21 protein-coding genes and 1 pseudogene are annotated in these 24,336 nt (G+C 71.9%); 11 read left to right on the top strand and 11 right to left on the bottom strand.

Annotated features, from left to right (window positions below; all coding sequences use genetic code 11):
• Window positions 1-30 precede the first annotated feature (30 nt).
• The gene (locus IE275_RS40390) at window positions 31-570 is read right to left on the bottom strand and encodes an SLATT domain-containing protein (protein ID WP_229871092.1); all 540 of its coding nucleotides are present in this window, start codon (window positions 568-570) and stop codon (window positions 31-33) included.
• A gap of 1,138 nt (window positions 571-1,708) precedes the next feature.
• Between IE275_RS40390 and IE275_RS40385 the strand changes: the two genes are divergently transcribed.
• Complete coding sequence (locus IE275_RS40385; RefSeq protein WP_229871091.1) at window positions 1,709-3,148, top strand: alpha/beta hydrolase; 1,440 nt, start codon at window positions 1,709-1,711, stop codon at window positions 3,146-3,148.
• Window positions 3,149-3,571: 423 nt separating this feature from the next.
• Here the strand turns inward: IE275_RS40385 and IE275_RS40380 are convergent, their stop codons facing one another.
• The 3 genes from IE275_RS40380 to IE275_RS40370 form a co-directional block, all read right to left on the bottom strand.
• Window positions 3,572-4,279: a hypothetical protein gene (locus IE275_RS40380; protein ID WP_229871089.1), complete on the bottom strand. Its 708-nt coding sequence runs from the start codon at window positions 4,277-4,279 to the stop codon at window positions 3,572-3,574.
• 701 nt (window positions 4,280-4,980) lie between these two features.
• Window positions 4,981-6,378, bottom strand: coding sequence for an MFS transporter (locus tag IE275_RS40375; protein WP_229871088.1), 1,398 nt, complete (start codon window positions 6,376-6,378; stop codon window positions 4,981-4,983).
• Window positions 6,375-7,772 carry an NAD(P)-binding domain-containing protein gene (locus tag IE275_RS40370; RefSeq protein ID WP_189717682.1) on the bottom strand — a complete coding sequence of 466 codons (1,398 nt, stop codon included), beginning with the start codon at window positions 7,770-7,772 and terminating at the stop codon, window positions 6,375-6,377. Before IE275_RS40370 ends, IE275_RS40375 begins: the two co-directional genes overlap by 4 nt.
• A 253-nt stretch (window positions 7,773-8,025) precedes the next feature.
• Here IE275_RS40370 and IE275_RS40365 point away from each other — a divergent pair, with 253 nt between their 5' ends.
• Window positions 8,026-8,394, top strand: coding sequence for an ArsR/SmtB family transcription factor (locus IE275_RS40365; protein WP_189717681.1), 369 nt, complete (start codon window positions 8,026-8,028; stop codon window positions 8,392-8,394).
• 75 nt (window positions 8,395-8,469) lie between these two features.
• On the opposite strand, the gene IE275_RS40360 is transcribed toward IE275_RS40365, so the two are convergent.
• Together IE275_RS40360 and IE275_RS40355 are read right to left on the bottom strand one after the other, a co-directional pair.
• Window positions 8,470-9,261, bottom strand: coding sequence for an aquaporin (locus tag IE275_RS40360; protein WP_373299376.1), 792 nt, complete (start codon window positions 9,259-9,261; stop codon window positions 8,470-8,472).
• 39 nt (window positions 9,262-9,300) lie between these two features.
• Window positions 9,301-9,615, bottom strand: a complete 315-nt coding sequence (locus IE275_RS40355) for an ArsR/SmtB family transcription factor (protein ID WP_189717680.1) — start codon at window positions 9,613-9,615, stop codon at window positions 9,301-9,303.
• Between the two features lie 104 nt (window positions 9,616-9,719).
• On the opposite strand from IE275_RS40355, the gene IE275_RS40350 reads away from it, so the two are divergent.
• The 5 genes and pseudogenes from IE275_RS40350 to IE275_RS40330 all read left to right on the top strand — a co-directional run bounded on the left by IE275_RS40350 (window position 9,720) and on the right by IE275_RS40330 (window position 11,279).
• Entirely contained in the window at window positions 9,720-10,028 is a 309-nt protein-coding gene (locus IE275_RS40350; RefSeq protein WP_189717679.1) for a three-helix bundle dimerization domain-containing protein, read from the top strand.
• A 48-nt stretch (window positions 10,029-10,076) separates the two neighbouring features.
• Complete coding sequence (locus tag IE275_RS40345) at window positions 10,077-10,496, top strand: arsenate reductase ArsC (RefSeq protein ID WP_171395532.1); 420 nt, start codon at window positions 10,077-10,079, stop codon at window positions 10,494-10,496.
• 5 nt (window positions 10,497-10,501) lie between these two features.
• Window positions 10,502-10,693: pseudogene (locus IE275_RS40340) on the top strand (FAD-dependent oxidoreductase); the annotation flags it as partial.
• A 20-nt stretch (window positions 10,694-10,713) separates the two neighbouring features.
• Complete coding sequence (locus IE275_RS40335; RefSeq protein ID WP_189717678.1) at window positions 10,714-10,932, top strand: hypothetical protein; 219 nt, start codon at window positions 10,714-10,716, stop codon at window positions 10,930-10,932.
• Window positions 10,933-10,943: 11 nt separating this feature from the next.
• Complete coding sequence (locus IE275_RS40330; RefSeq protein ID WP_189717677.1) at window positions 10,944-11,279, top strand: YnfA family protein; 336 nt, start codon at window positions 10,944-10,946, stop codon at window positions 11,277-11,279.
• Window positions 11,280-11,695: 416 nt separating this feature from the next.
• On the opposite strand, the gene IE275_RS40325 is transcribed toward IE275_RS40330, so the two are convergent.
• Entirely contained in the window at window positions 11,696-12,148 is a 453-nt protein-coding gene (locus IE275_RS40325; protein ID WP_189717676.1) for a carboxymuconolactone decarboxylase family protein, read from the bottom strand.
• 95 nt (window positions 12,149-12,243) lie between these two features.
• On the opposite strand from IE275_RS40325, the gene IE275_RS40320 reads away from it, so the two are divergent.
• A complete protein-coding gene (locus IE275_RS40320; RefSeq protein ID WP_189717690.1) occupies window positions 12,244-13,104 on the top strand; it encodes a pirin family protein in 861 nt (286 codons plus the stop codon).
• 319 nt (window positions 13,105-13,423) lie between these two features.
• Here IE275_RS40320 and IE275_RS40315 read toward each other — a convergent pair whose 3' ends face one another.
• The 3 genes from IE275_RS40315 to IE275_RS40305 all read right to left on the bottom strand — a co-directional run bounded on the left by IE275_RS40315 (window position 13,424) and on the right by IE275_RS40305 (window position 17,977).
• Complete coding sequence (locus IE275_RS40315; RefSeq protein ID WP_229871087.1) at window positions 13,424-15,658, bottom strand: arylsulfatase; 2,235 nt, start codon at window positions 15,656-15,658, stop codon at window positions 13,424-13,426.
• Window positions 15,659-16,206: 548 nt separating this feature from the next.
• The gene (locus IE275_RS40310; protein ID WP_189717674.1) at window positions 16,207-17,280 is read right to left on the bottom strand and encodes an NAD(+)/NADH kinase; all 1,074 of its coding nucleotides are present in this window, start codon (window positions 17,278-17,280) and stop codon (window positions 16,207-16,209) included.
• Window positions 17,281-17,467: 187 nt separating this feature from the next.
• Entirely contained in the window at window positions 17,468-17,977 is a 510-nt protein-coding gene (locus IE275_RS40305; protein ID WP_189717673.1) for a hypothetical protein, read from the bottom strand.
• 212 nt (window positions 17,978-18,189) lie between these two features.
• Here IE275_RS40305 and IE275_RS40300 point away from each other — a divergent pair, with 212 nt between their 5' ends.
• Window positions 18,190-19,887 carry an eCIS core domain-containing protein gene (locus IE275_RS40300; RefSeq protein WP_189717672.1) on the top strand — a complete coding sequence of 566 codons (1,698 nt, stop codon included), beginning with the start codon at window positions 18,190-18,192 and terminating at the stop codon, window positions 19,885-19,887.
• A gap of 62 nt (window positions 19,888-19,949) precedes the next feature.
• Here the strand turns inward: IE275_RS40300 and IE275_RS40295 are convergent, their stop codons facing one another.
• Window positions 19,950-20,375 (bottom strand): VOC family protein, encoded by a 426-nt coding sequence (locus IE275_RS40295; RefSeq protein WP_189717671.1) that lies wholly within the window; start codon window positions 20,373-20,375, stop codon window positions 19,950-19,952.
• 230 nt (window positions 20,376-20,605) lie between these two features.
• On the opposite strand from IE275_RS40295, the gene IE275_RS40290 reads away from it, so the two are divergent.
• Together IE275_RS40290 and IE275_RS40285 are read left to right on the top strand one after the other, a co-directional pair.
• Window positions 20,606-21,787 carry an ROK family transcriptional regulator gene (locus tag IE275_RS40290; RefSeq protein WP_189717689.1) on the top strand — a complete coding sequence of 394 codons (1,182 nt, stop codon included), beginning with the start codon at window positions 20,606-20,608 and terminating at the stop codon, window positions 21,785-21,787.
• 331 nt (window positions 21,788-22,118) lie between these two features.
• Window positions 22,119-24,308, top strand: a complete 2,190-nt coding sequence (locus IE275_RS40285; protein WP_189717670.1) for an ATP-binding SpoIIE family protein phosphatase — start codon at window positions 22,119-22,121, stop codon at window positions 24,306-24,308.
• The last annotated feature ends 28 nt before the right edge of the window (window positions 24,309-24,336 follow it).

Below are 24,336 nucleotides of genomic sequence, written 5' to 3'. Positions count from 1 at the left end.
GGGGGTCATTTTTCACCCGCCGGAATCGGCTCACATTTCAAGCGTCGCCGACACCCGACGATGCTCCAGCCAGGTGCGGCTTAGGTCGCCCCAGATCGCCTGATACCGGCTAAAGATCTCGTCCAGCTGATCGAACGTGAGCTCGTCGGCGGCTGTCGATGCCACGAGGTATTCGAGGTCATCGGCAAGCCGCTGGAACCGGTACTGCGCTTCCTCCATCAGGACCCACCGGGAGCGCCAGTTGAAGAACGGTTCGACGGCTCCTAGCAACGTCACCAGCGCCACACACGCCAAGGCCAGACCAGCCCACGCGTTGAGATTCTGCAAGCCCAGGATGACGGTGGACGCAGCGGACAGTACAAGTGTCGCCACCTTGGTGGCGGAGGCACTTCGACCGAACCGCCTTTTCTTGCCGCGGGCGTAGCCGTTGCCCTGACGAATCTTGTCCAACAGGAGGGCGGCCGCCTCCCTTGGGCTGAGACCAACGCCCAGGCCATTGTCCGGCTGCACTCCGCCCCCAAGATTGTCGCCACCTTGCAGCTCGCTCCCCGGCAGACGCTGCCCTGGCATCGAGCGCCTAGCGTAGCCGCTCGACAGCCTCTACTGCAGAAGGTGATCTCGCGGTCCAAGTGGCTCTGACCTTGCACTTCTGAGTCAGCGTGGCGGGATTTGACCAACGACCTCTTCATCCCGAAGCAACTTGGGCGGGGGCTCTGCCTTGGGCTGGTCTCCTTCTCACCTGCGCTGGTGGTCCGCAGACGTCCCTACTCGTCCGCGGTTGGTTGTCGGCGTTGTGCCGTCGCCGTGAGCAAGCCGTGCCGGCCGGGCCGCGGGATGCCTCGGGGTGGGCCAGCCCAAGGCCCTCAGCTTGGGAAGCTGCGTGATCTGGGGCTTGCCGAAGGACTGACCTGGGGCGGAAGGGCGTCGACGCCATGTCACGGGGTCCTCGATTCCCCGGTGTTCCCCGCGGTTCCCCGTACGATCTGGCACGCGTCTGGCACGACCTCTTCGTCCCGAACTTTCGGCCAGGAGGTCATTGAGGGCTGGTAGGCAGGTCAGTCGGCCGTTGAGGGCGGCTCACGGTCGGCAGCGGTCGCGGAGGTTGCTGTACCTCGCTGCTGTACTGCCGGACCACAGCTCTCGCCGAGCGTGCCGGGGTTTCGGTGGCCACGGTCGGCGAGCATGCCACTGTGCTGCGGGCGGCGGGCCTGATCACGACGGTGCGCGACGGCAGCCGCGTGCTCACCCCGCTCGGCGAGGCGCTGCTGGCCGGAGGGTGAGGGCGGGGCGGCGGACGGCCGCCCGGGAGCTACGGCAGCGGGCGGTCCACCGCACGCACGTGCCCTTCACCCACCGCCAACGCGGGCGCTGCCACCGGCCGCAGCAGCCGACTCGCCCGTTCGGCTGCGGTTGTCTCGCTCGCGCTGTCGTCCCGCGATGTTGTGTACACGGATGTGTCCGTGGAGCAGGGCGTTCTCGGGCACTCAGCCAGCCAAGTGAGTAGGACGGAGTGTGCATGCCTCGAATACGTGGCTTCATACGGAGCGGACGACGCCGTACCGCGGCCATCGCGGCTCTCGTAGCCGGCTCGACGGTGCTCAGCGGGCCGAACCCCGCCTGGGCAGGCGGTGCACCCACACCTTCCGTGCCCGTCGCACGGATCGACTGGAGTCAGTGCGTTCCCGGGAGCGAGTTCGACTGCGCGACCGTGAAGGTGCCCCTTGACTACAGCAAGCCAGGTGGTCGCACGATCGAACTGGCGGTCGTCAGACGTGCGGCGACCGACCCTGGGCGGCGCATCGGCACCCTTTTCTTCAACCCCGGCGGCCCCGGCGGCCCCGGAACGGTGCAGATGCCACAGAACTACGAGAGCTTCCCGCGCGAAGTGCGGGAGCGGTTCGACATAGTCAGCTGGGACCCCCGCGGTATCGGCAACAGCACCGCCATGAACTGCTTCACGAGTCCTGAGGAAGCCGCCGAGTGGAACGCGAGCAAACCGGCCGGGTTCCCCGTCGGCGCGAAGGAGCGGACGGCCACTTTCGCCGCGTACAAGGACCTGGCCCGGCGCTGTGAGCAGCGTGACCCCGAGCTGCTGCGCCATGTGTCGACCTCCGACACCGCCCGCGACCTCGACCGGCTCCGCCAGGCTGTGGGTGACGCACAGCTCACGTACCTGGGGATCTCCTACGGCACGATCCTGGCCGCCACGTACGCCAACCTGTTCCCCGACAAGGTCCGCGCCATGGTCCTCGACGGCAACTGGGACCCGCAGGCCTGGACGAATCACGGTTTTGACAACCACCCCCGCCTCACGAGCTTCCTCCGCCTGGGCTCGGACCGCAGCGGGGCGGCGACCGTGGACAAGTTCCTCAGCCTGTGCGGGGCCACGACCACCGCACGCTGTGCGTTCTCCGCCGGCAGCCCCGCGGCGACCCGGGACAAGTTCGACCGGCTGATGCAGCGGCTGCGGAAGCATCCCGTGGGCGCGTGGACCTATGCCGCCACGGTCGACAGCATCATGAACGGCCTGTACGTCGTCCACCCCGGGTGGACGGATCTCGCGGGTAGGTTGCAGGACCTGTGGCAGGGCCGCGTTCCCGAGCCGTCCCCGCCCCCGCCCCCGCCGGCGATCCCGAATCCCAATCCGTACGTGGGCGAGGAGCAGCCGACCTCGGTGCTCTGCGGCGACAGCCCGAATCCGCGTGACCCCGGTCTCTACGAAGCTCTGGAGGAGGGCGCCGCCGCCAGTGGGGGCGAGGCGGGACGCCACTGGACCTGGGCCACCGCAGGATGTACCTACTGGCCGCTCTCCCCCGACCACTACCGCGGCCCGTGGAACAAGCCGACGGCGCATCCCCTTCTGGTCATCGGCAACGCCTACGACCCCTCCACCCCCGGATCTGCCGCGCGAGCCATGGCCAGGGAACTGGGAGACGCCCGCCTGCTCAACCTCACCGGGGTCGGGCACACCGCGCTGCTCAATCCCAGCAGCTGCATCCGAGCCCACGAAAGCCGCTACCTCATCGACGGCATCCTCCCGCCGGCCGGGACGACGTGCCGGCAGCAGGACACGCCCCCCTTCACCACACCCAGGCCGAGTGGCGGCATCGCCACCGGCGGAGGCGGCATGGCCGGCACCGCGTCCTGAACACACCACGAGCCGCCGGGAGGCAGAGCCCTGGCCCGCCTGATCGGCTCATTCGCCGATCGCTGTGCCGAAGCGAGGAGCCACGCGACTCCGTATGCGGTGTTCTCGCCGCGGCCGGCACGGGCGGCAGGGCTCTGCCTGCGCCATGGCTGGATGCGTTGCGTCGACCGGCGGCAGCCCGCGCCGGTTCGTCACCAGGTAGGCACGAGCCGCGGCCCGTCCCCCGCGCTCGAAGACGTGACGGTACGAGGTTGGCGGCTGGCCCATGCTGAGCCGCTACACAGCCACAACTGATCATGGGTGGCCGGGCGCACCGGGAACGTTCGAACCTGCGCGCACGGCTCCGGAGGGCATGTGCCAGACAGACCTCCATACGCCTCTCACCTGCGATGAGGCGTACCGGTGTCACTGAGCAGCGCCAGTTCACGCATTGCTCAGCCGGAGGCGGCCGGCCCCGCCGCGGACGGTAACCCCGAACCGGGTCCGCATCCGACGCAGCTCCCACAGCGAGACGGCGGTCACCGACAGAGGCCCGCCCAGCAGGGAGCAGAGCTGGAAGACCGGCGGGCCCTCCGGCATGCCGCTGTCGATCAGGTTGAAGACTACGAGTACCCACACCAGCACTCCGGTGAGCACGGGCGGCAGCATCGGGTGGACGTGGGCGGTGTTGAAGGCACTGCGGGCGGAGTACAGCGACGCCAGGAAGAAGAAGGGAAAGCCCCACACCATCACGGCCAGCGACAAGAGGAGCATCACATAGACCAGCCAGTCCTTCCGATCCCCGACGGCGACCTGGGCCGTCGTGTACAGGACACCGGCGATGACGAGCACCGTCAGCAGGTACCAGCCGACCGCCTTGAGCGGTGCACGGAGCCGGGAGCGCAGATGTGGGCGCAGGTGTGAGGGTGCGTAGAAGATGAAGCCGAGGATGACCAACGGGCCGGTGCAGAGCAGGAGAACCGGGGTGATGATCATGTTGGCGACGCCTTCGGTCGCCGCGTTCTCCCAGCGGTCGGCATCCACGCCATAGACCAGGATCAGCGCGAGGGCGGCGACGACGCCGAGCACCGTGCGGGCCACCTGGACGCGGTCCACGATGCGGTCCTCGATCCGGCCGTCGCCCTCCTGCACGAAGAGGCGGGTGGCGACGCGGTGCGCCGAGCGGAGGACGAGGCCGACGAGGAACGGGACGGAGAGGTACCACAGGCGGCTGCGGCGTCGCTGCGGGCGAACGGGCGCCGGGGCCGGCCGGCCGTAGGGGTACGGGTTCTGAGGTGGATACGGATGCGGCGCGGGAGGACCGTAGGGATCGCCGGCAGGCGGTTGCCCGTAGGGGTTGTGGGGCGGCGGCCCGGGAGGGCCCCAGCCCCGGCCTCCCGGTCCGTTGCCGCCGGGTTGTCCCGATGTTGGGCCCGGCCCCCATCCCCCGCTTGCCATGGCGCTTCCCCCGTTCGTCTTCGGCCAATTGCTGTGTCGCACAGCGACATCGCGGCAGCCTAGTGGCTCATGAGTCGCCTTTCCCCATGGTCGTTGTGTGAACCCTGTCGGCATCCCGGGGAGACACCCTCACCACCCTCGACCCCGCTCCCGGAGTGCTGCCGACGAAGAACGTCGCCCGATGGGTCAAGGTCCAGCGGGCCCGGGGCACGCGGCCCGACCCTCGGTCGGTCGACGAAGCATGCACCTACCTGGAGAACGCGCGGATCTGGCGGGACTACCTGTATCCGGCCCACGTCCCGATCCTCGTCCTCGGCCTGCGCAAGGGAGAGGTCCTCGGCCTCACCTGGTCCGACGTGAACCTGGACACGGGGGAGCCGCACATCCGCCACCAGCTACAGCGGGTCCGCCGGCGTCCGCTTCACACCGACACGGCCAAGACGGAGGCCTCTGAAGCCGTCTGCCGCTGCCGGACATCTGTCTGACCGCACTGCGGCTCCGCCAGAAGGAGCAGCAGGAGGCCGAGGAGCGGCCCGGCGACGGGCACGCTCCGAACAGGAACCGTTACTTCCGCACGCCCGCCGGGGCGTGGTCGCGCCGGCGATGAGGGAGGCCAAGCCCGAGACCAGCGCGAGTGCTGCGAACAGGTGAGGGTATCCGCCGAAGGGTGCCGCGAGGGCGGCACCCGCGAACGGTGCGAGTGCCGCGGCTGTGCTTGCGGGAGCCGTGAGGAGCCCGGACAGCCGGCCGTAGTGGGTGATGCCCCATCGGTCGGTGACGGCTGTGGCTTGCAGCAGGGTGAGGTTCCCGCGGACCATGCCGGCCGTGACGGAGAGGGCGACCAGGATCGCGTACGGGCCCGGAACGATCGCGAACGCGGCTGTCGTGGCGCCACCGAGCGCGAGGAGGATGACCGTTCGGGCGGTGGTTCCGGTACGGCGGGCAAGGGTGGCGTAGAGCGTGCGGCCGAGTGTCTGGCCGGCGCCCCCGAGGCCGAGGGCCCAGGCAGCCTGAGTCGTGGTGTAGCCGCGATCGAGGAGCAGCGGGACCAGGGCGACGACCACGGCGTACATCGCGAATGCCGAGAGCGTGAACGCGGCGGCGAGCAGCCAGAACGTGCGGCTGCGCGCGACTGCCTCGGTGCCGACGGCCCCGTGGGTGGAGGCGCGTGGAGCCTTCGGCCAGGTGCCGCGCAGCGCCAACGCGTGGCTCGGGACCGTGACGGCCGCCAGGACGGCGGCCAGGAGGAGATAGGTGTTGCGCCAGCCGACATGGTCGGCGAGAACGGCCGTCAAGGGCGCGAAGACGGTAGAGGCCAGGCCCCCGGCCAGAGTGACGATCGTCAGTGCGCGGACGTGGTCCGGTGCCCACCAGCGGGTGAGTGCGGCGAAAGCGGGCTGGTAGAACGTGGAGGCCATGGCAAGCCCGGCCAGGGTCCAACCGGCGTAGAAGATCGCGAGGTTGGGGGCGGTGGCCACGGTCACCAGACTCAGTGCGCCCAGGACAGACCCTGCGGTCATGACCAGACGTGGGCCACGTTGGTCGAGGATGCGCCCCACGCGGATGCCTGCGAGGGCGGAGACGATCAGGGCCAGGGAGAACGCCGCGGTGGTCGCGCTCGCGGACCATCCGGTCCGGGCGGTGATCTCCGGGTTCAGCACCGGGAACGCGTAGTAGACGATGCCCCAGCTCGTGATCTGCGTGGCGCAGAGCGCGGGCAGCGCGGCGCGGGGCCGCGACCGGTCCCCTGCTCCGGTCGCGGCCCCGTCAGCGCGGGCGTGGAGATCGGTCACGAGCCGCAGCAGCCGCCGGCCTGGCGCTGCTCGTCCGGCTCGGCGGCCGGGACGGCACCGATCTGGACCAGAGCGGGTGCGGGCGCGCAGCAGCCTCCTGCGTCCTGGTCGGCCTCGGGGGTGTCGAACAGTCCGGCGCCGCCGCACACACCGGTCTCGGGCAGGGTGAGTTCCACGCGGTCGGCGGACTCGATGTCGCCGGCGATCGCGGCGGCGACGGACCGGACCTGCTCGTAGCCGGTCATCGCGAGGAACGTCGGGGCACGGCCGTAGGACTTCATTCCGACCAGGTAGACGCCCTGTTCGGGGTGGGACAGCTCGCGGTGGCCGTGCGGGTAGACGGTGCCGCACGAGTGCTGGTTGGGGTCGATCAGCGGGGCGAGGTCGACCGGGGCCTGGAGGCGTTCGTCGAGGTTCAGGCGGACCTCGGACAGGAAGGACAGGTCCGGGCGGAACCCGGTCAGCACGATCACCTCGTCCACGGGCTCCAGCCGGCGGCCGTCCTCGGCGACCAGGACCACGCGGCCGCTGTCCTCGCGCTCGATGGCCTCGGTGCGGAAACCCGTGACCGCGTCGGCGTAACCGTCGTCCACCGCGGCCTTCGCCGCCAGGCCCAGGGCACCACGGGCGGGCAGCTGGTCGGCGGTACCGCCGCCGAACGTGGAGCCGGAAATCCCACGGCGCAGGATCCACACCGCCTTCGTGTCCTGGCCGTCCTCGGACTTGGCGAGGTCGGCCAGGTAGGCGAGTGCGGTGAAGGCGGAGGCTCCGGAGCCGATGACCGCCGTGCGCTTGCCAGCGTGGCGGGCCCGGACGGCGGGGTCCTTCAGATCAGGGACCTGGTAGGTGACGCGGTCGGCCGCCGCCTTCTCACCGAGCGCGGGAAGCCCGCTGGCACCGGCCGGGGAAGGCGCGGTCCACGTACCGGAGGCATCGATCACCGCGCGGGCGAAGATCCGCTCCTCGCGGCCGTCGGCGTACTCGACGTGCACGACGAAGGGCTGGGTCTCGCGGTCCGCGTCGACGATGCGATCCCGACCGGTCCGGGAGACGCCGGTCACCGTCGCGCCGAAGCGGACACGCTCCCCGAGGACGTCGGCGAGCGGCTCCAGGTACTGCGCCGCCCAGTCGCCACCGGACGGGTACGTCGCCGGGTCGGGCCGTGTCCAACCGGTCGGAGCGAGCAGCTTCTCTGCGGTCGGGTCGACCACCTCGCCCCAGGTGGAGAACAGCTTCACGTGGGCCCACTCGCGCACCGCCGCGCCGGCGACCGGTCCGGCTTCCAGGACCAGGGGTTCCAGGCCCTGGTCGACGAGGTGAGCGGCGGCGGCAAGGCCGGCGGGACCGGCTCCGACGACGACCACGGGCAGCTCGGTAAGGGCAGGCGCGTTCACGGCGACTCCTTGCTTGTTTCGACGTTTGTCGATGGCTTGCGCAGCCAAGGATGGCACCTGTATCGATGAGCGTCAACATAGACACCTATCGAAACCGTGAAGTCGTTCGGATGCCGCGCAGTCGCATCACGACTCGAGGCGGGACGGCCCGGCTCGACCTCGGGGTGCAAGCTTCAGTGGCTGCCGGTCGCTGCCCCCGCGCGCGACCGAGGGGCTCTCGGCCGCCTGGTTAGACATGTGTCAACATAGATGCATGTCGAATATCAAGGCGTTGCCGCTTCTGGAGCCCGAGGTCGCCGAGGGTGTTGTGCCGTGCTGCCCGCCGCTCACGGAGCGCCCGCTGACGGCCGAGGAGGCCGAGCGGACCGCCGCGATGTTCAAGGCGCTCGGCGACCCGGTGCGACTGCGCCTGTTCTCGCTGGTCGCTTCGCACGAGGGCGGCGAGGCGTGCGTGTGCGACATCTCCGACGTCGGAGTCTCCCAGCCGACCGTGTCCCACCACCTGAAGAAGCTCAAGGAGGCCGGCCTGCTCACCTCCGAGCGGCGCGGCACGTGGGTGTACTACCGGGTGGAGCCGTCGGTGGTGGCCGCGATGGGGCAGATGCTGAAGATCGCGGGTTGAGCGTCTCGCCGGACGCGGCACCGGCGGCGAGCCTGGATAGGTCGCCGCCGGTCGTCATTTCTTGTGCCGAATGGGCTATTCGGCAGACCGGACCTGGTGGAAGATCAGCGTCACCAGCGCCAAGCCGATCACTCCACCGACAAGCTGGGCGCCGATGAACCCCGGGACCGAGGCGGGGGCGATACCTGCGAACGTGTCGCTGAAGGCGCGTCCGACCGTCACGGCCGGGTTGGCGAAGGACGTGGACGAGGTGAACCAGTACGCGGCGCCGATGTACGAGGCGACCGCGACGGGGGCGAAGCGAAGCCGGTCGGTGCGCGCCAGGCCGAAGATCAGCAGGACGAGGCCGGCGGTGGCCACCACCTCGCCCAGCAGGAGGTGTCCGGCCGAGCGGTCGTGAGTGGACCACTCCACCAACGGCTTGGCGAACATCGCGTCGGCCAGGATCGCACCGGCGACGGCACCGATGACCTGAGCAGGGACGTAGACGGCGACTTCGCGGGCCGTGACGCCGTCGCCCCCGCGTCGTGCGGTCCACCACTCGGCCAGTGTGACCACGGGGTTGAAGTGGGCGCCCGAGACCGGCCCGAGCAGCAGGATGAGGATGCCGAGGCCGAAGACCGTGGCGATCGAGTTGGCCAGCAGCTGCACGCCGACGTCGTGGGTCAGCTCCGTGGCCTGGATGCCGGAGCCGATCACGACGGCGACGAGCAGGGCGGTGCCGATGAACTCGGCCGTGGCCCTGGCGGTCAGTGGGGTGCGGGGCGGAGTGGCACCCGGGGCCGGCTGCGGTCCGCGCCCGGACCCGTCGGGGGCTATGTCGGACTCCCCGGCTCGGTCCTGCTCGGCGGCCTCGGTCGTGGTCAAAGGGACTCCTCGGGGGTGCGGGCGGCGACGGGCGCCAGGTCAGGGGCAGGACCGCTTGACGTTGTTCTCGGCGGTGGCGCGCGCGGTCTCCGCCAGGTCGGCGAACTGGCCCGCGAGGGAGGCGATGACGTCGGGCTTGAGCCGGTAGTAGGTGAACCGGCCGCACGGCTCCGTTTCGACGACCCCGGCCTCGCGCAGCACCTTCAGATGGTTGGAGAGGTTGGTCTGTCTGGCCCCCGTCTCCTCGATCAGGTGCGTGCTGCACAACGTCTCCTCGGCGAGCAGGGTGACGATCTGGAGCCGGAGCGGGTCGGCCAGAACCCGCATCAGATCAGTGTCGACTGACATCATCATGGGCTGATACTCTCACATCACTCCGGGCTGATACCAGCCTGGGTTGATCCTTGGGACCCGCATCCCCATACCCTGTGGGGACCCATGCCCCGAAGGGCGATCCCATGACCGCATCCCCGCCCCCGCTCCTGCCCGACGAACGTCTCGCGTCCGGCATCGCCCGCCTGGCCCTGCGCTGTCGCGGGCGCTTCGCCGCCGAGGCCATCCAGGGCCTGGTCACCGACTCCTACGAACGCCTCGCCGAACACGCCCGCGTCCGCACCCACCTGGTCGTGCCGGCCGAGCACCTGGCCGCCGAGCGACTCGACGCGCTCGCCCACATCGAGGGCGCCCCGATCGCCGACGTGCGCGGCATCCGCGACGAGATCGACGCCCACATCACCGAGCTGCCGGCCTTTCCGCCGAGCACCTGAACCCGACCGCCGTACAAGCATGTCGATCCACTGACGAAGGAAGAACCGATGTCCTCCAGCCCGCTCGCCTCCGTGCTGTTCGTCTGCGTCCACAACGCAGGCCGCTCGCAGATGGCCGCCGGCTTCCTCTCCCACCTCGCGGGAGACCGGATCGAGGTCCGCTCCGCCGGCTCCATCCCCGGCGACCAGGTCAACCCGGCGGCCGTCGAGGCGATGAAGGAGGTCGGCGTCGACATCGCCGACGCCAAGCCGAAGGTCCTGACCACCGAGGCCGTCCAGGCGTCCGACTACGTCATCACCATGGGCTGCGGCGACGCCTGCCCGATCTTCCCCGGCAAGAAGTACCTCGACTGGGCCCTGGAGGACCCGGCCGGCAAGGGCGTCGAGTCCGTCCGTCCGATCCGCGACGAGATCAAGACCCGCATCGAGGCCCTGATCGCCGAGATCGACGCCAAGCAGGAGGCGTGACGTCCGTGTCGGACAACGGCAGACGCGAGGTCATCGTCATCGGTTCCGGCCCCGCCGGGTACACCGCCGCCCTCCACACCGCCCGCGCCCAACTCCAGCCGCTCGTCTTCGGCGGCTCGATCTTCGTCGGCGGGTCCCTCACCACGACCACCGAGGCCGAGAACTTCCCCGGCTTCCCCGAGGGCGTCGACGGCCCCTGGCGTGCTGCCTACTGCCGGTGCTGATCACCGCGGGCATGGTGGGCGCGGGGGCCTCCGTGGTCGTGGGCCGGCTTCCCGCTGTGGCCATCGCCTCGGCCGCCCTCGCCGGGGTGACCTGGTGGGCCGTCCAGCGGCGCCGTTCCTGCTCCTGCGCCCTCTCGACCGATGACGGCGCCGGCTGCGGGTGCGGGGACGGATCCCACCCGCTCAAGATCACGAACCTCGGCGATCGGTAGTCTCCACGCTCATGGTCGTCGCTCGTTCCCTTGCCCTGTTCGTCGTCGCTGCCTTGTTCGAGATCGGCGGGGCCTGGCTGGTATGGCAAGGCATCCGGGAACACAGGGGCTGGATCTGGGTCGGCGCGGGCGTGATCGCACTGGGGTTGTACGGGGTCGTGGCCACCTGGCAGAACGACGACAACTTCGGCCGCATCCTCGCCGCCTACGGTGGCATCTTCGTCGCCGGGTCGATCGCCTGGGGCATGATCGCCGACGGCTACCGTCCGGACCGCTGGGACGTCATCGGCGCCCTGGTCTGCCTCGCCGGAATGGCCGTGATCATGTACGCGCCTCGCAGCCACTGATCCACCCTCGCCGTGCCAACTCCGCCGGCTCGGTCGTGCCGCGACAACACCGATGAGGCTCATCACGATCCGCATCACACGTGACCGCACCACTGCCGCCCGCGTCGACAAGAAGCACCTCACGCTCCTGCCTCATGCCGACGTGGGCGCCCGCTCTGCAACCCGGCGATCTCATCACCACCGGCACGCCGGGCGGGACCTCCACCGGGACCTCCGGCGTGGACGGCCACGTTCAGGCCGACCCAAGCCCTTGATGGCGACATGGAGGCTCCGGCCCGGTTCGAGTGGCGGGTTGAGGGGCGGCTGCGGCACATGATCCCCACGTACCCCACGTACCCCACGTACCCCACGTACCCCACGTACCCCACGTACCCCACGTACCCCACGTGCCACCGGGCGATGGAGTCGTACGACACCTAGTGCACGGGATGCCCGCTCAGCACGGAGACCCGGTTGAAGGCGTTGATGGTGACCGCCACCCAGATCACGGCGGAGATCTGGTCGTCGGTGAGGGCGGCCTCCCGGGCGGCGGCGTAGGCGGTCTCCTGGGCGGCCGTGTCGGAGGGGGTGGTGGTCGCCTCCGCCAGGGCCAGGGCCGCGCGCTCCAGCGGGGTGAACAGGGCGGTGTCCCGCCAGGCCGCCAGCACCCCGAGCCGCCGGGTCGTCTCGCCCGCGCGTAGGGCGGCCTTGGTGTGCACGTCCAGGCAGAACGCGCAGCCGTTGAGCTGTGAGACGCGCAGGTTGACCAGCTCCACGAGGGTGCGTTCCAGTCCGGCGTCGGCGGCGGTGGCCCGCACGGCCTCGGATGTCTGGACCAGCGCGTGGTACGCCTTGGGGCTCTGCTTGTCGATGAAGATCCGTCGAGTCATAGTTGAATATCCAACCACTGGAACGAGAGGTGTCGCACGTGAACAAGGTGGAGGTCCTCACCCCGCGTGACGTACCGCTGGGCGGCCCCCGAGCGATGACCGTACGCCGTACGCTGCCGCAGCGTACGCGCAGCCTGATCGGCGCATGGTGCTTCGCCGACCACTACGGCCCCGACGACGTCGCCGAGACCGGCGGCATGGACGTCGCCCCGCACCCCCACACCGGCCTCCAGACGGTGAGCTGGCTGTTCAGCGGGGAGATCGAGCACCGGGACAGCCTGGGCAGCCATGCCTTCGTCCGCCCCGGCGAACTGAACCTCATGACCGGCGGCCACGGCATCGCCCACACGGAGGTCTCCACCCCGCGCACCACGATCCTCCACGGCGTCCAGCTCTGGGTCGCCCTCCCCGGCGAACACCGCGACGCCCCGCGGGACTTCCAGCACCACGAGCCGGCCCCGCTCCACCTCGACGGCGCCGAACTCCGCGTCTTCCTGGGCACGTTGGCGGGCCGCACCTCCCCGGTGCGCACCTTCACCCCGCTCCTGGGCGCGGAGATCCTGCTGCCCCCGGGCACGGCGCTCACCCTCCCCGTCGACCCCGGCTTCGAACACGGCCTGCTGGTCGACACGGGAGACGTCACCCTGTCCGGCACCCCCCTGAAACCCGCGGAACTCGGCTACGCGGCCCCCGGCCCCGACCACCTCACCCTGGCCAACCCCTCGGACACCCCGGCCCGCACGGTCCTCCTCGGCGGCCCGCCGTTCGAGGAGGAGATCGTGATGTGGTGGAACTTCATCGGGCGCAGCCACGAGGAGGTGGCACGGGCCCGCGAGGACTGGATGGCCGAGCTGGGCGGCCCCCGCTTCGGAGAGGTCGAGGGCTACGCGGGGGCACCCCTGCCGGCGCCGGAACTGCCCTCGGTGCCGCTGAAGGCGCGGGGGAGGGGGCGCTGACCTGCGGCGTACCGGCTACGGGGAGGATCGGACCGGTTCTGGCGGTAGCAGTCAACCTGAGCTGAGCTGCCCTGGGACGTGGTGCGCCAAGTCCTTCGGCGAGCAGCCGTAGCGGTCGAGCGCGGGCACCACCAGGGTGGCGCCGGCGGTGAGCAACGCGTGGCAGGCCTTGAGCTCGGGGTGTTCAGGCGGCCCGGCCGGCGGTCTTCGACAGACGATCGTTCGTTGAAGCTGTTCGGGCCCGGCACCACCCAATGCCGGGCCCGAACCTGGCCGCACGCGGACGTGCCGATGGCCGGCCCGGCTTCGGGGAGGCCGCCTACTGGCGGGCCATGTGCATGCGCATCTCGCTGGGGGCGTCGACGATGAGGTCGCCGGACAGGTCGACGGTGACGCCGTGGAGGGTGCCGGTGAAGCGGAACGGTGCCCGGTAGTCGGGGGTGATGGCCGATCCGGGGTTGGCGCCGCAGGCCATGCCACCGGGGTTGAAGGCGATCGGGGTGGTGACCGGCATATCGGTCTCGCCGACGAGGCGCCCGTCGATGTACAGCTGGGCCCGGCCGGGTGCGCCCTTGCCGAGGGCGATGTCCGGGGCGCCGGTGGGCTCGAACTCGAAGCGCAGGGTGTGCCGCCCCTCGGGCACGCTCTCGGCGGAGGCCACGTGGTGCAGGGTCCGCTGGACGTAGTTGTGGGCGTAGTGGAGGTGGCCGTCCTTGAGATAGAGGGACCAGCCGCCGGCGTTGGTGCCCTGGCAGAGCAGGACGCCCTGCGCGCCGCCGGGCGGGATCTCGACGTCGGCGGTGACGCTGTGCGGGCGGTTGAGGACCCGCGGCGCGACCGCGGCCGGCAGGGTCTGCGTGCCGGGACGGAAGGTGTAGCTGGTGCGGGCCTCGGTGATCTGCGGGCGCTCGGTCATGATGCGTTGCAGGACGCTGCCGTCGATCGGCATCACGTTGTACCTGCCCGCCTCCACGTACCACAGCGCGATCATCTCGATCAGTTTGCCGCGCTGCTCCTGGGCGAGGTTCCTGGTCTCGGCGATGTCCTCGTCGACGTGGTACAGCTCCCAGTGCTGGGCGTCGAGGTCGTCGAGGTCCGCCATCGTGATCGGAGTGCCGAACGGCCGCTCGGCCTCCTCGAAGGAGGGCCCGGGCCAGGGGCAGACCGCCCGCCACCCGTCGTGGTCGATCGCCCGATGCCCGAGCATCTCGTAGTACTGGGTGCGGTGGCGACTCGCCGCGGTGGCGTCGTCGAAGGTGTGGGCGAAGCTGACCCCGTGCAGGGGCGACTGGGTGACCCCCCGAATGGTCGCGGGCGGTTCGACCCCGAGCACGTCCAGGACGGTGGGGACCATGTCGATGATGTGCGCGAACTGGCCGCGGACCTCACCGCGGGCCTGGATGCCGGCGGGCCAGTGGACGAGGAACGGGTCGCTGACGCCGCCGCGGTAGGTCTCCCGCTTCCACCGCCTGAACGGCGTGTTGCCCGCCCACGTCCAGCCCCATGGGTAGTGGTTGAACGTGGCCGGGCCACCGATCTCCTCGATCCGCGCCAGGCTCTCCTCCAACGTCTCGGGCGCGTTGTTGAAGAACTGCAGCTCGTTGGTGGTTCCGGTCACCCCGCCCTCGGCGCTCGCCCCGTTGTCGGAGACCACCATGATCAGCGTGTTGTCGAACTCGCCGGTCTCCTTCAGGAACTCCAGCAGCCGCCCGATGTGGTGGTCGGTGTGGGAGAGGAACCCCGCGTAGACCTCCATCATCCGCGCGGCCAGCCGGCGCGCCTCGGGTGTGAGCGACTCCCACGCGGGCACGTCCGGATCGTGCGGCGACAGCTCCGCGTCCGCGGGCACCACGCCCAGTTCCTTCTGCCGGGCGAAGGTGCGCACCCGGTAGGCGTCCCAGCCGTCGTCGAACCGGCCCCGGTAGCGGTCCGCCCACTCCTTGGGCACGTGGTGCGGGGCATGCGTCGCGCCGGGGCACAGGTTCAGGAAGAACGGCTTGTCCGGGGCGACCTGCTTGGCGTCGGCGATGAACGACATCGCGCGTTCGACCAGGTCCTCCGTCAGGTGGTAGCCCTCCTCCGGGGTGGCCGGCGGCTCCACCTGGTGGTTGTCGTGGACCAGGTCGGGGTACCACTGGCTGGAATCCCCGCCCAGGAACCCGTAGAACCGCTCGAAGCCCCTCCCCAGCGGCCACCGGTCGTACGGGCCCGCTGCCGACTCCTGTTCCGAGGGCATCAGGTGCCACTTGCCGACCATGTACGTGTTGTAGCCGTGCTGCAGCAGCATCTCCGACAGGAACCCGTTCTCGAACGGGATCTGCCCGTTGTAGCCCGGGAAGCCGGTGGCCAGCTCCGTGATCGCCGCCATGCCGTTGGCGTGGTGGTTGCGGCCCGTCATGATGCAGGAGCGCGACGGCGAGCACAGCGCGGTGGTGTGCATGTTGCTGTACAGCAGGCCACCCGCGGCCAGTGCGTCCAGATTCGGCGTCTCGATCGGGCCGCCGTAGCAGCCCAGCTGTCCGAACCCGGTGTCGTCGAACACGATGAACACCACGTTCGGAGCACCCGCCGCCGCCCGCACCGGTCGCGGCCACGCCGGACTCGACTCCTCGGTCGTCCGACCGATCACCCCCGGGAACCGCTGCCCCGGCCTGTACTCACTCCACGATGCCTGCGTCATGTCGTTCTCCGTCCCGTCATCGGCGCGAGCACCGCTGATGCTGGTGTGCGGCTCTCCACAGGGCCTCTCGCCGACGCAGCAGCACCGCGGAGGCCGCGCCCCCTGCGAACCGCGTGGCACGTGAGGCACCCGTCCGGCCGGGTGGGGGCGGGATGGGGAGGGCCGCCCCGTCGGGTGGTTCGGACGGGGACGGCTCGGGCGGCGTACTCATGGCACTCCTGGGGACGATCGCGGCGAAACCGCCGCCCACCGTCCATTGGATACGCAACGCCATCGAGGTGCACCTGGGGTTGCGCCCTTGGGACGAGCCGCCCGGGCCGCGGCTGGCTCCGTGCCACGCCTCACCCACGTCGACCGTGGCGCGACCGGGTCACGTAGCGGCCGCAGGCCCTGGGCGGGTCAGGATGCGGCGAACGGTCCCCTCACGGTGCGGGGGACGGGCCCGCCGGGGCCGTGAGGAGGGTGAGATGGGCCATGTCTCCGGGGGGTGGGGTCGTCACCGACCAGAGTGGTGCGGGGGTTCCGTCGGCGACGGCGGCCGGGGCGTCGGTCAGGTTCATGCGCTCGCGCAGACGGCCGTAGAAGTCCATCGGTCCGATCCGTACGGCCCGCAGCCGGCGCGGGGCGGCGTACACGCCGATCCAGTCGCCCGGGTCGAGCACGCCGCGCAGCTGGCCGTCGATGCTGACCGCGGCCTGCCCCGACCGTTCCAGCACCCGCAGTCCGATGGGCTCGTCGGGGGCGGTGACGATGGACCGGTTGAACGCCATGTGGGGGGCGACCGGCGAGAAGACGAGCGCGTTCGCGCGCGGCGAGACGACCGGACCGCCGGCGGCGAAGCTGTACGCGGTCGAACCGGTGGGGGTGGCCACCAGCAGCGCGTCCGCGGAGTAGGAAGCCAGGAGGCGGCCGGAGACGTAGACGCCGACCGACACCTGGTGGTCCCGGGACAGCTTCTCCAGGACGACGTCGTTGAGCGCCATGACGTCCAGCGGGATGCCCCACTCGGCGTCCACCTCGCAGTCGGGGCGTACCTGGGGCGGCGGCAGCAGCGGCCCGCGGCCGTACCGCATCAGCGCTTCCACATCGGTCGGCAGCTCCAGGCGGCGGGAAGCGCGCACGGTGAGCAGCATCCGGCTCTCGACGTCGATCCGGTCCTCGCGCACCGAGTCCAGCGCGGAATGCACGGCGGAGGCCGGCACCTCGGTGAGGAAGCCGACCCGGCCCAGGTCGACGCCCAGGAGCAGGGCGTCGTTGCGGGCCGCCAGCCGTGCGCCGCGGAGGAAGGTTCCGTCTCCGCCCAGGGTGACGATGAGGTCGGGATCGCCGGCCGCGTCGACTTCCTCGCGGGCACTGTGCCGCCCGCCCTCGTGCCAGACGTCGATGTCCGTGCACCGCACACCGTGTTCGGCGCACCACGCGCGCACGACATGGGCCGCCTCCGCGGCCTCCGCACGGCCGCCGTGCACGACCAGACCGAGCCGTTCCACCGTCACCTCCGCCTCCAGGGCATCTCGTGGGCGGACCGCCCGAACGGACGCCGCCTCCACTGCTCTAGGCGATCGCGACCACCAGGTGGTGGCGACGGTGCGGGGCGCGGCCCAGGTGTCACCCTGGTGGCGTATGCGCCGGCCGGTGCGAGGGCTCGGTCGGACGCTCCGTCGGCCTTCTCGACCCCGGTGATCAGGTCGCCGTGGGGAGGTGGCGTGCCGCCGCGAGCCGGGCCATCGTGCGCAGTCTCGTGAAGTAGTCGAGGCAGTACGGTTCGTCGATCAGGGGCAGGGCCGTGTCGAGGTCGGCGATGCACGCCCACAGGCCGGCGATGCCCGCGCCGCCGAGTCCGCCGTCCAGCTCGCTCCGGACGAGGCCGGCGACGTCGGCGTCCAGGAGGATCAGCTCCACGCCCCCGATGTTCACTCCGCGGAAGCCGTCGGGGTACGGCGCGCGCCGGTGGTCCTTCCACAGCCTGGCGAGCCGCTCCTCGGGCACCCGGTCGCGGTCGGGCTCCGTGGTGGGTGCGGCCCCGACGCGCCCGGCATCGCGCCCGGCACCGGTTGCCCGCTCGATCGGCTCCGACAGGGGTGTGCCGGCGGCCGGACGCGGGGTGTGCGTGCCCGCGGGGTCGAGAGCGGTGTCCCGGGTGCGCGGGTCCGGGACCGGCGGCGGGCCGGGCACCGGCAGAGGGGTGTTCACCGGCCCAGTGTCGCTGTCCTGCGGTGCCCCGGGCCAGCGGATTCGCCCGGGGGCGGCGACCCGCCGCCGTAGCGCGTCACCGGCCCGGTCCGGACCGCCCGCGCAGGCCCCCCACGCTGCCCCGCCGGACGGTGAGTCTGCCCTGCCGTACCTTCCGGGTGGAGGGCGGGCGGCGGTAGACCGGGTGTGAACCGCTACAGAGGGATCCCACCATGCGCGCGCACCGCCCCGCGAGGAACACCGGGTCCGGCGAGGTGAGGGCGGCCGCCCGTGCCGCCTCGGCCTCGGCCCGGCCGGCGCTCCCGCTGTCCCCGGACGGACTCCTCGCCCTCCAGCGAACCGCCGGGAACGCGGCCGCCACCCGCTCGGTCCAGCTGGTCCGCAGCGAGGAACGGGAGCGGCACGAGCACGGGCCCGGGTGCGGCCACGCACAGAACACCGCCGCGGTGCAGCGGTCCGCCGTCGGCGACGTCCTGTCCTCCCCGGGGCAGCCGCTCGCCGCCCCGCTGCGCTCGGAGATGGAGGCCCGGCTCGACGCCGACTTCTCCGACGTACGCCTGCACACCGGCACCGACGCCCGCCGCTCCGCCGCCGAACTGGGTGCCCGCGCCTACACCTCGGGGCACCACGTCGTCATCGGGGCCGGTGGCGCGGACAAGCACACCCTCGCCCATGAGCTCACCCACGTCATCCAGCAGCGCACGGGCCCGGTGGCCGGCGCGGACAACGGGGCGGGGCTGCGGGTCAGCGATCCGGGCGACCGCGACGAGCGGGCCGCCGAGGCGAACGCGGTCCGGGTGATGAGCGGGCCGGCCCCCGCCGCCCCGGCGGACGCTGCGGGTCGTCCGGCACGGCGGCCCGGGGCCGGCCAGGGACCCGCGCCCGTGCAGCGGATGATCCATCAGGAGCCGAGCTACGTGGCGTCGGCCGGCGGCAAGGTCTCGCTGACCAACCGGGGCGACATCGACGTGGAGGAGCACGACGGGGAGCCGCACGTCCGCGTCTACCAGACGGTGTTCGCACCGGTGATGGCCGGCGGCGGCCACAAGGACGTGCACCAGCGCGGGGACGGCTCCATCGACTTCCGCAACCAGCAGGACGCCGCCTGGCTGAACATGGGCCGCCCGTGGCGGTCGATGCACTACGTGCGCACCTACCAGGACCAGAAGAACCGCAGCGACCCGAGCGGCTTCGCCACGCCGACGGCGCAGACCACGACACTGGTGCGGTCCTTCCTCGTCCCCCTGGAGACCTACCGGCGGGTGACCGGCAACGCGGTCAGCGAGAAGCAGATCAAGTCCGTCTACGACCCCGGGAACCTGAGCCAGAGCACGGACAAGGCGAAGGACTCCGACCAGTACGAGATCCGCGGGGCGTGGATGACCGAGGTCGTCGGCTCGGCGGTGGCGAACTCCCTGGTCACCTATGCCCCGGACGGCCTGGTCGAGGAGGTCCGGCAGGAGTCCCGCAACGGTACGGTCCAGCCGATGAGCGCCCTGCTGGGACGGCTGAGCATGCCGGACTTCCAGGACTTCCCCGAGTACCGGCCCGCCGGGCGTCAGGGCGACGGGCTGGTACTCCCGCTCGACAAGGGCAAGATGCCCAAGGCCTCCGCCCAGGACGCGCTCATCGAGCGCCTGGTCGGGCTGCTCGCGGCCGCGTTCCCCAAGGACGGGATCACCACGACCCGCCGGGCCAAGGACGCCCGGACCGAACTGAAGCGGCTCTGCGGGCTGGCCGGCGCCAAGGACCGCGATGTCGACTGGGCGGAGCTGCGCGACCGGGTGCGGCGGGCGATGAACTACGCGGGGATGCCCGCCGTGCTCGCCGAGGTCTACTCCGAGGCCAAGGACAAGGCCGCGCAGCCGGACGGCGGAGGCTTCAAGGTCCGGCACTTCGGCAACGGGTGAGCTGTGGCGCGGCGGCCCGTCCGCCGCGTTCCGTTCCCGCCCCGGCCACGGCCGGCGCCCGTTCAGAGCACCGGCTGGCCGATGCCCAGCAGGTTTCCCTCGCTGTCGCGGAACCAGGCGCCGCGTTCGCCGCGCGCGCCCGTGCTCGGATAGTTCCCCTCGACCTCGGCGATCCCGTCGTGCGTCCGGAAGCCGGGTACGTCGACGTCCTCGAACACGACTCCTCGCCGCCTCAGCTCCGCCACGGCGGTCTCGATGTCGTCGACCTGGAAGGCCATCTGGGTGAAGGTGCCGGAGGAGGCTCCCGTCGAGCGGTACAGCGCGAACTCCGCCCCCGCGCACCGGTACAGCAGCCCGCCGGGCCGCTCGTCGACGGGCTCCAGGCCGAGCCGCTCGGCGTAGAAGCGCCGCGCCCGCTCCAGGTCCTGCGTGGGCAGCCTGGTCGCCACGTGCGCCCCGGCCAGAATGTCCCTGTTGTCTGCGTCCATGTGCCCACTGTGCCGTGAGCTCCGGCCCGAGGGGCGGAGGTGGCCGCTGTGCCCCGCCGGAGCCGGTGGGCCAGGCCTTTGTCCTGCGAGTGGAGCTTTGTCCTGTGAATGGAGAAAGCCGTAGCTCCTTTATCCACCGCTTCTTCCCAGAGTCGGCGGCCGCTGCTACCTTCCCCTCGAAAGCCAGTCACTGGTGGCCGAATCATGGCGGGGAGGGGTTCGTGAGACGCATGACGGCACGACCGGCGAACGCGCACCAGTCCCGCCTGCTGAAGCTGCTCCGGGACGGCGGCCCCCACTCCCGTGCCCAGCTGGGCGACCGGGTCGACCTGTCCCGGTCCAAGCTGGCCGTCGAGGTGGACCGGCTGCTGGAGACGGGCCTGGTGGTGGCCGACGGACTCGCCGCCTCGCGCGGCGGCCGCCGCTCCCACAACGTCCGGCTCCACCCCGGCCTGCGCTTCCTCGGTGTCGACATCGGCGCGACCTCGGTCGACGTCGCCGTCACCAACGCGGAACTGGAGATCCTCGGCCATCTGAACCAGCCGATGGACGTCCGCGAGGGGCCCGTCGCGGTCTTCGAGCAAGTCCTGGAGATGGCCGGGAAGTTGAAGGCCACCGGGCTCGCCGAGGGCTTCGACGGCGCCGGTGTCGGCGTCCCCGGCCCGGTCCGGTTCCCCGAGGGCGTGCCGGTCGCGCCGCCGATCATGCCGGGCTGGGACGGCTTCCCCGTGCGGGAGGCGCTCAGCCAGGAACTCGGCTGCCCGGTCATGGTCGACAACGACGTGAACCTCATGGCGATGGGGGAGCAGCACGCCGGAGTCGCCCGGCCGGTCGCCGACTACCTCTGCGTCAAGATCGGCACGGGTATCGGCTGCGGCATCGTCGTCGGCGGCCGGGTCCACCGCGGTACGACCGGCAGCGCGGGCGACATCGGCCACATCCAGGCCGTGCCCGACGGCCGGCCCTGCGCCTGCGGCAACCGGGGCTGCCTGGAGGCCCACTTCAGCGGCGCCGCCCTGGCCCGGGACGCGGTGGAGGCCGCCCGCCAGGGCCTCTCCGCCGACCTCGCGGCCCGGCTGGAGGCGAACGGCACCCTCACCGCCGTCGACGTCGCGGCCGCGGCCGCCGCCGGTGACGCCACCGCGCTCGACCTGATCCGCGCGGGCGGCACCCAGGTCGGCCAGGTCATCGCCGGACTCGTCTCCTTCTTCAACCCCGGCCTGGTGGTGATCGGCGGCGGGGTGACCGGCCTCGGCCACACCCTGCTCGCCGCGATCCGCACCCAGGTCTACCGCCAGTCACTGCCCCTGGCGACCCGCAACCTGCCCATCGTCCTGGGCGAGCTGGGACCCACCGCCGGTGTCATCGGCGGGGCCCGCCTGATCAGCGACCACCTCTTCGCACCCGCGTAGGCGACACCGCCACCCGTTCGCACCGCACGCACCACTCACCCGGCACGGCGTTCGGCCCTGCTGGGGCGACCACTTCGGGGTCGACAGGGCCCTCGCCGACCCCGGCTGCCTCGCCTCCAGCTCCTCGACGCGTACGCCCACCTCAGGGCGTACGACTTCGCCCCCGTCGGCCTTCTCCCACCGACGCCGCCCGCGCCCACCGGCCGCCCTCCCCACAGGGAGGCACCCGGCCGGACGGGGCCCCCGCGGGCCCTGGCGGCCCGGAGCGGCCCCGGCGGCCCGGAGCGGCCCCGGCGGTGCGGATACGCCCGTACGGCGTAACGTCTTCCTTGTGGACGTCACCGCCGACGGACTGGTGGCCCGCGCCGCGCGGCGGCTCGGCTCGGGCCGGGACCGGCTGATCGCGGACGTGGAGCGATGCCTGCGGCAGGAGGTCCCCGAACTGTGGGGCGAGCCGGACATCGGCCGGATGACGTCGAAGAACATCGCCGACCACATCAACGGTGCCCTGTCCGACCTCGCGCACGGCGTCGATCCGAACCGGCTCGAACCACCCGCCGCCGACGCCGAACGCGCGCGCCGGCTCGCCCGGCACGGCACCTCCGTCAGCGCGCTGCTGCGGGCCCACCGGCTCGCCCAGGCCATCGTCTTCGACCGGCTGCTCGCCGAGCTGCCCGCGCTCAGCGACGACCCCACGCAGGTCACCGCGGCCGCCCGCCTGATGATCATGACGGGGATCGGGTACGTGGACCGCTCGTCCGAGCAGAGCGTGGCGGCGTTCCAGGAGGAGCGCGACCGGCGGCTGCGGTGGCGGCTGTCGCTGGTGAGCGACGCGAGCATGTGCGTCGGCACCACGCTCGACATCGCCCGCACCGCCGAGGAACTGGCGGACGTCGTCGTCGAGCACTTCGCCGACTCCGTCACCGTCGACCTGCTGGACTCGGTCCTGCACGGGAACGACGCCCCCGGCAAGAGCCCGCCCGTGCTGCGGCGGGTCGCCCAGCGGTCCGTGACCGAGGACCCCCCGGACCCGGAGATACCCCCGCAGGGCCTGCACACCTACCCGGAGGGTTCGGCCCCGGCCCGCGCCCTCGCCACCGGCCGGCCCTCCCGCCACCATGCGCAGGACGCCCACCCGCCGGGCGGTCCCCCGGCCGGCCCCGACCGGGTCCACTCCACCCTCGTCGTCCCCCTGCGCGCCCGCGGCACCACCCTGGGCGTGGCCCGGCTGGAACGCTTCCGCGACCCCGACCTCTTCGACGACGAGGACCTGCTGCTCGCACAGGAGATCGCGGCCAGGGCGGCGGTCGCCGTGGACAACGCCCGCCGCTACACCCACGCCCGGGCCGCCGCGCTCGCCCTCCAGCGCAGCCTGCTCCCGCGGCACACCCCGCGCCAGTCCGCCGTGGACGTCGCCTGGCGGTACCTGCCCGCCGGTGCCCAGGCCGGTGTGGGCGGCGACTGGTACGACGTCATCCCGCTCTCCGGCGCCCGGGTCGCCCTCGTCGTCGGCGACGTCGTCGGCCACGGTGTCCACGCCGCCGCCACCATGGGCCGGCTGCGCACCGCCGTCCGCACCCTCGCCGACATCGACCTGCCGCCCGACGAACTCCTCACGCACCTCGACGACGTGGTCCTGCGCCTGGCCGCGGAAGCCTCCGACGGGCCGGACACCGACGGCGAGGGGGACACCGGCGGTGAAGGAGACGACGGCCCCGAGGGAGACGTCGGCGCCACCTGTCTGTACGCCGTCTACGACCCCGTCTCGCGGCGCTGCGCCCTCGCCCGCGCCGGTCATGTGCTGCCCGCCGTGCTGCGCCCGGACGGGCGGGCGGAGATCCTCGACCTGCCGCCCGGCCCGCCCCTGGGCCTCGGCGGACTGCCCTTCGAGGCGGCGGAGTTCGACCTGCCCGAGGGCAGCCTCCTCGCCCTCTACACCAACGGCCTGATCGAGGCCCGCGACCACGACGTCGAGGCCGGCCTCGACCGGCTGCGCCAGGCCCTCGACCACGCCGGGCCGTCCCTGGAGGCGACCTGCGACCGGGTACTCGACGCCATGCTGCCGGACCGCCCGGACGACGACGTGGCCCTGCTGCTGGCCCGCACCCGGGGGCTGGGGGAGCGCCAGGTCGCCGCCTGGGAGCTGGCGGCGGACCCCGCCGCCGTCGCCGGGGCACGCGCGGACGTCGCCCGGCAGCTGAGCGCCTGGGGACTGGAGGAGCTGGACTTCACCGCCGGACTCGTCGTCAGCGAGCTGGTCACCAACGCCGTCCGGTACGGCCGGCCGCCGATCCGGCTGCGCCTCATCCACGACCGCTCGCTGCTCTGCGAGGTCTCCGACTCCGGCACCACGACCCCGCATCTGCGCCGGGCCCGCACGTTCGACGAGGGCGGCCGCGGCCTGTTCCTGGTCGCGCAGCTCGCCGACCGCTGGGGCACCCGCACCGCCCGGTACGGCAAGACGGTCTGGGCCGAGCTGAACGAGTCCGCCGGCGTTGCGGCTGCCCTGGAGTTCGTCTAGGACAGGCTTCCTCCGGCCCGGAACGGGC

This window comes from Streptomyces phaeofaciens (assembly GCF_014648915.1).
Classification (GTDB): domain Bacteria; phylum Actinomycetota; class Actinomycetes; order Streptomycetales; family Streptomycetaceae; genus Streptomyces; species Streptomyces phaeofaciens.
Note: the sequence above shows the minus strand (reverse complement) of the source record. Positions and strands in the feature narration are given on the sequence as shown.

Coding starts and splice junctions, on each gene's coding strand:
- IE275_RS40390 (WP_229871092.1), bottom strand. CDS start 570: ATGCCAGGGCAGCGTCTGCCGGGGAGCGAGCTGCAAGGTGGCGACAAT.
- IE275_RS40365 (WP_189717681.1), top strand. CDS start 8,026: ATGTCGAATATCAAGGCGTTGCCGCTTCTGGAGCCCGAGGTCGCCGAG.
- IE275_RS40355 (WP_189717680.1), bottom strand. CDS start 9,615: ATGATGATGTCAGTCGACACTGATCTGATGCGGGTTCTGGCCGACCCG.
- IE275_RS40350 (WP_189717679.1), top strand. CDS start 9,720: ATGACCGCATCCCCGCCCCCGCTCCTGCCCGACGAACGTCTCGCGTCC.
- IE275_RS40345 (WP_171395532.1), top strand. CDS start 10,077: ATGTCCTCCAGCCCGCTCGCCTCCGTGCTGTTCGTCTGCGTCCACAAC.
- IE275_RS40330 (WP_189717677.1), top strand. CDS start 10,944: ATGGTCGTCGCTCGTTCCCTTGCCCTGTTCGTCGTCGCTGCCTTGTTC.
- IE275_RS40325 (WP_189717676.1), bottom strand. CDS start 12,148: ATGACTCGACGGATCTTCATCGACAAGCAGAGCCCCAAGGCGTACCAC.
- IE275_RS40320 (WP_189717690.1), top strand. CDS start 12,244: ATGACCGTACGCCGTACGCTGCCGCAGCGTACGCGCAGCCTGATCGGC.
- IE275_RS40300 (WP_189717672.1), top strand. CDS start 18,190: ATGCGCGCGCACCGCCCCGCGAGGAACACCGGGTCCGGCGAGGTGAGG.
- IE275_RS40295 (WP_189717671.1), bottom strand. CDS start 20,375: ATGGACGCAGACAACAGGGACATTCTGGCCGGGGCGCACGTGGCGACC.
- IE275_RS40290 (WP_189717689.1), top strand. CDS start 20,606: ATGACGGCACGACCGGCGAACGCGCACCAGTCCCGCCTGCTGAAGCTG.